This window comes from Streptomyces hainanensis (genome assembly GCF_004348415.1).
GTDB classification, from domain to species: domain Bacteria; phylum Actinomycetota; class Actinomycetes; order Streptomycetales; family Streptomycetaceae; genus Streptomyces; species Streptomyces hainanensis.
In genome coordinates this window covers 1-3,971 of sequence record NZ_SMKI01000602.1, presented here as the reverse complement: position 1 = coordinate 3,971, position 3,971 = coordinate 1, and the positions used below count along the sequence as shown (strand labels likewise).

The window sequence follows — 3,971 nt, the reverse complement described above, 5'->3', positions numbered from 1 at the left end:
GAGCGGACCGGGGTGGAGCGGGGCGGGGTCACGACCGCACCTCCAGCACGGCGACGACCGGCTCGTCCCCGGTGCGGGAGCGCAGTTCGCCGCGGGCCAGGGCCAGCAGCGGTTCGGCGTCCAGCACGCCGGACAGGTCGGCGATCCGGGTGCCGAGCAGCAGGCGGACGGCCGGGGCGCGTACGCCGCCGTCACCGTAGGAGGTGGCCTCGCGCACCAGGTCGGCCAGCACACCGGGGGCGTCGGCGACGGTGGTGGTGGCCACCCGGGCGTCGGCCGCGTGCAGGCGCACCACGCCGTCGGCGTCAAGCACCCGGACCGGGTGCAGCGGCCGCCGCAGTCGTCGTCTGCGCACCGTCCCGTAGACGGTGTGGGCCGGGGTGCCGGCCAGCACCTCGACCTGGTCGGGCGGCACCTTGAGGCTGGCCGCGGCGGCGCGGAGGCGTTCGGCGTCGTCCGCGCGGTGGGCGCGGTCCTGGGTGCGCAGTTCGGTGGCGCCGGTGGCGATGGCCCGAACGGTGCTGGTCTGCGGGTCGACCGTGACCTCCACCTCGACCGCGTCCGGGCTCGCGCCCTGCGCGACCACGGCCTCCTCGGCCTCGTTGCGCACCCCGAGGATCTGTTCCTGGGTGGCGCCGGGAACGATCCGCTCGATCTGTTCGCGGACCAGTGCCAGGGCCACGCCCACCGGGCTGATCACCTCGTTGTGCGCGGCTATCCTCCCCGGCAGTCCGGTGATCTCGGCCAGGTGCGGGGTGACGGAGGCGGCGCCGCCTCCGCCGCCGACCAGGACGACGGCCTCCTCGTCGAGGCGGTAGTCGCGGATCATGCGGTCCACGACCTCCCGCACCCGGTTGGCGCCCGCGTCCAGCACGGCCTTCGCGGCGCCCGCCACGTCCGTGCCGAGTGTTCGGGCCAGCGGGGCGAGCGCCGCCGCCGCGACGGCGGGGTCCGACCGGGCGAAGTCGCCCTCGGGGACCCGGCCGAGGGCGTTGGCCGCGCAGGTCATCGTGAGCGCGAACCGCCCGCCCGCGGCCTCGATCACCGCGTAGTCGTCGGGGTCGCCCGGCATGGGCCCGACCAGGGCCAGGGTGGCGCCCTCGAGGTCCTCGGGGGCGGCGAAGCAGGCGTAGGGCAGGCCGGCTATGTGGGCGCTGCGCGGCCCGGCCGCGACCACCGCCCCGCCGCCGACGCGCACCATCGAGCCGCCGCCGACGCCGACCGTCCGCACGTCCAGCGCCGGCAGGTAGGAGGCCCGGCCGAGGATCTCGGCGTGCCGTACCGCGACCTTGCCGCGGTGGATGACGCTGATGTCGGTGGAGGTGCCGCCGGTCTCCAGGAAGACGCCCTCGCTTACCCGTTCCCGCATCAGCGCGCCCGCCACCCCGGCGGCGGGTCCCGACAGGATGGTGAGCAGCGGGCGGCGGCGCATCTCGTCCAGCGACATCACGCCGCCGTCGCAGCGCATCACCATGAGTGGCGCCCGCACGCCCGCCTTCACGACGGACGCGTCCACCAGGTCGGCGGTGGCCAGCATCCTGGGCAGGATCGCGGCGTTGACGACGGCGGTGCGGGTGCGCTTGCCGAGGCCGTAGAGGGAGGTGATCTCGTGTGCCGTGGTCACCGGCAGGCCGGCGGCCCGTGCCTCGGCCGCCACCGCGTCCTCGCCCTCCGGCGCGTCCACGCTGAACGGCTCGGTGGCGACGACGACTTCGGCGCCGGCCTCGCGGACCCGCGTCACCGCCTCCCGGACGGCGGCCGGTTCTGAAGGGTCGGCGAGGTGGGCGTAGCGCAGCGGGAGCGTGCGTCCCGGCGCCAACTCCAGCCTGCCGAGCGCGGCGAGGCGGCGGGTCAGGAAGCCGGCGGGGCCGGTGCCCATGCCGATCAGCCCGACGGGGGCGACGTCGCCCTCCAGCAGGGCGTTGGTAGCCTGCGTGGTGCCGTGCGCCAGGAACGTCACGTCCTCGGGGGCGCGGCCGATCTCGGTGAGCAGCCGGTCGAGCGCCTCCACGATGCCGTGCGCGACGCCGTCGTGATGGTGGTGGCTGGTCGGAACCTTCACCTGGCCGATCAGCTCCAGCGAGGTGGCGTCGACGGCCACCGCGTCCGTGAAGGTTCCGCCCACGTCGATGCCGACGCGCAGGCGGTGAGTGGTCCGTTGAGCGGTCATGTTCGAGGAACACCTCCTTGTGTGCCATGTCGGAAGTGGGCGGTGCCGGGCGGGACAGGTGGAGCTGTCCCGCCCGGGTTCACCGGCCACCTGGTGCGGGCCGCCGGGGCCCGGGGCGGTCAGTAGCCGCGGACGTCGGGCCAGTGGCGTTCGACGCCGGCGCGGTCGAGCACCCGCGCGAAGTCGGCGAACCGCTGTTCCTCCTCTCGCACCTGGTGCGGCGTGACCTTGGTGTCGAGGCAGTGGGCGGCCAGCGCGCCGGCGGCCTCGCCGATGTTCCACTCCACGGGGTGGAGGCGGTAACAGCCGTTGGTGATGTGGGTGGTGCCGATGTTCTTGCCCGCGGGCAGCAGGTTGGTGACCCGGCGCGGCAGCAGCGCGCCGAGGGGGATCTCGAACGGCACGGAGCCGATGTCGACGTAGTCGTCGCCGCCCGTCGAGGGGTGCAGGTCGATGCGGTAGCCGCCGACGCCCACCGAGTCGCGGTGCCTGGTGCCACCGCGGGGGCCGACCAGGTCGATCGCCACGTCGTGTTCGGTGACCGTGGTGACCGCCTTGATGCGCCTGGCCTCGCGCACGTAGGCCGACTTGGCCAGGCCGTCCGGGGTGCCCGTCACGTCGGGACGGATCCGCAGCCCGGGGAAGCCGGTGCCGCCGTCGGGGCGCGGCGCCTCGGTCTGGAGCCAGTACAGCACCGAGCGGGACAGCTCGCGCGCGCCCGCCAGCGCCTCCCGCGCGACGGTGTCGCCCGCGCCGACCAGCGGCTTCAACCAGTAGTCGTTCAGCGGCCAGTTGACCAGCGTGATGTCCGAGGCGAACGCGCCGGGGCGGTGCAGTCCGCGGGCCAGGATGCGGCGGAAGCCCCACAGTTCCTTGTCCCCCGCGTCCTCGCTCTGGTCGGCCGCGACGGCCAGGGGGTCGCCCTCCGGGTTGGGGCGGAACGAGCGCTCCACCGGCTCGAGCGTGCGCGGGTCGGGGGCGGTGAACCCGAGGAGCGGCCCCGGCCAGAAGTCCGGGCGGTAGGAGCGCCAGAACGCGTAGTCGGCGGGGCGGTCCCCCACGTGGTTCTCGCCCTCGTGGTGGGAGACGGCGAAGCAGACGGTGATGCCCTGCTGGTTGAGCGGCTGCGCCTCGTCGGGGGCGTGCGGCTCGTCGAACTCGGCGCGCGCCTCGGCGCCCAGCGCGTGCTCCACGCCCGCCAGTTCCAGGAGTTCCCCGGTCTCCGTGGCGTCGAGGACGTAGGGCGCCGTCACGGTGCGGCGGACGCCGTGCCGGGTGTCGAGCAGCGTCACGGCGCGCACCTGGTCGCCGTCGGTCTCGGCGGCGACCGGCCGGTGCTCGGTGAGCACGGTCAGCCGCCCGGCCGAGCGGTGCGGCGCGAGCATGGCCTCCAGCACGGCGAGCGCCACGCGCGGCTCGTGGCACAGCTTGCTGACGCGCCCGGCGCCGGGGTTCAGCTCGGCGACCGCCAGGGCCTCGGAACGCAGCGGGTACCAGCGGCGGTAGTGGTCCCTGATGTGGCCGCGCAACGCCCGGTAGGTCGCGGTGGTGCCGAACTGCTCGACCCACGGGTGCTCGTCGGGCGGCACGGCCTGCGCCGTCAGCTGGCCGCCGATCCAGTCGGTCTCCTCGGTCAGGACGGCGCGCCGCCCGGCCCGGCAGACGGCGAGCGCCGCGGCGACCCCGCCCAGGCCGCCGCCCACGATCAGGACGTCGGTCTCGGCGGGCGGGCTGGTCGGTTCCGGCATGGGGGGCTCTCCTCGGTGGGTGCGTGGGGCGCCGGCGGCGCCCGGGTCGTGCG

At 75.4% G+C, this 3,971-nt stretch carries 2 protein-coding genes; both read right to left on the bottom strand.

All coding sequences use genetic code 11. The features are described from left to right. Positions 1-28: 28 nt before the first annotated feature. Positions 29-2,170 (bottom strand): hydantoinase/oxoprolinase family protein, encoded by a 2,142-nt coding sequence (locus E1283_RS33300; RefSeq protein WP_132821901.1) that lies wholly within the window; start codon positions 2,168-2,170, stop codon positions 29-31. Positions 2,171-2,289: 119 nt separating this feature from the next. Next, positions 2,290-3,918, bottom strand: coding sequence for an FAD-dependent oxidoreductase (locus E1283_RS33295; RefSeq protein WP_132821900.1), 1,629 nt, complete (start codon positions 3,916-3,918; stop codon positions 2,290-2,292). Between the last annotated feature and the right edge of the window lie 53 nt (positions 3,919-3,971).

What these genes read in the sequence shown, in the direction of transcription:
- E1283_RS33295 (WP_132821900.1), bottom strand. Translation starts at nt 3,918, where the DNA reads ATGCCGGAACCGACCAGCCCGCCCGCCGAGACCGACGTCCTGATCGTG.
- E1283_RS33300 (WP_132821901.1), bottom strand. Translation starts at nt 2,170, where the DNA reads ATGACCGCTCAACGGACCACTCACCGCCTGCGCGTCGGCATCGACGTG.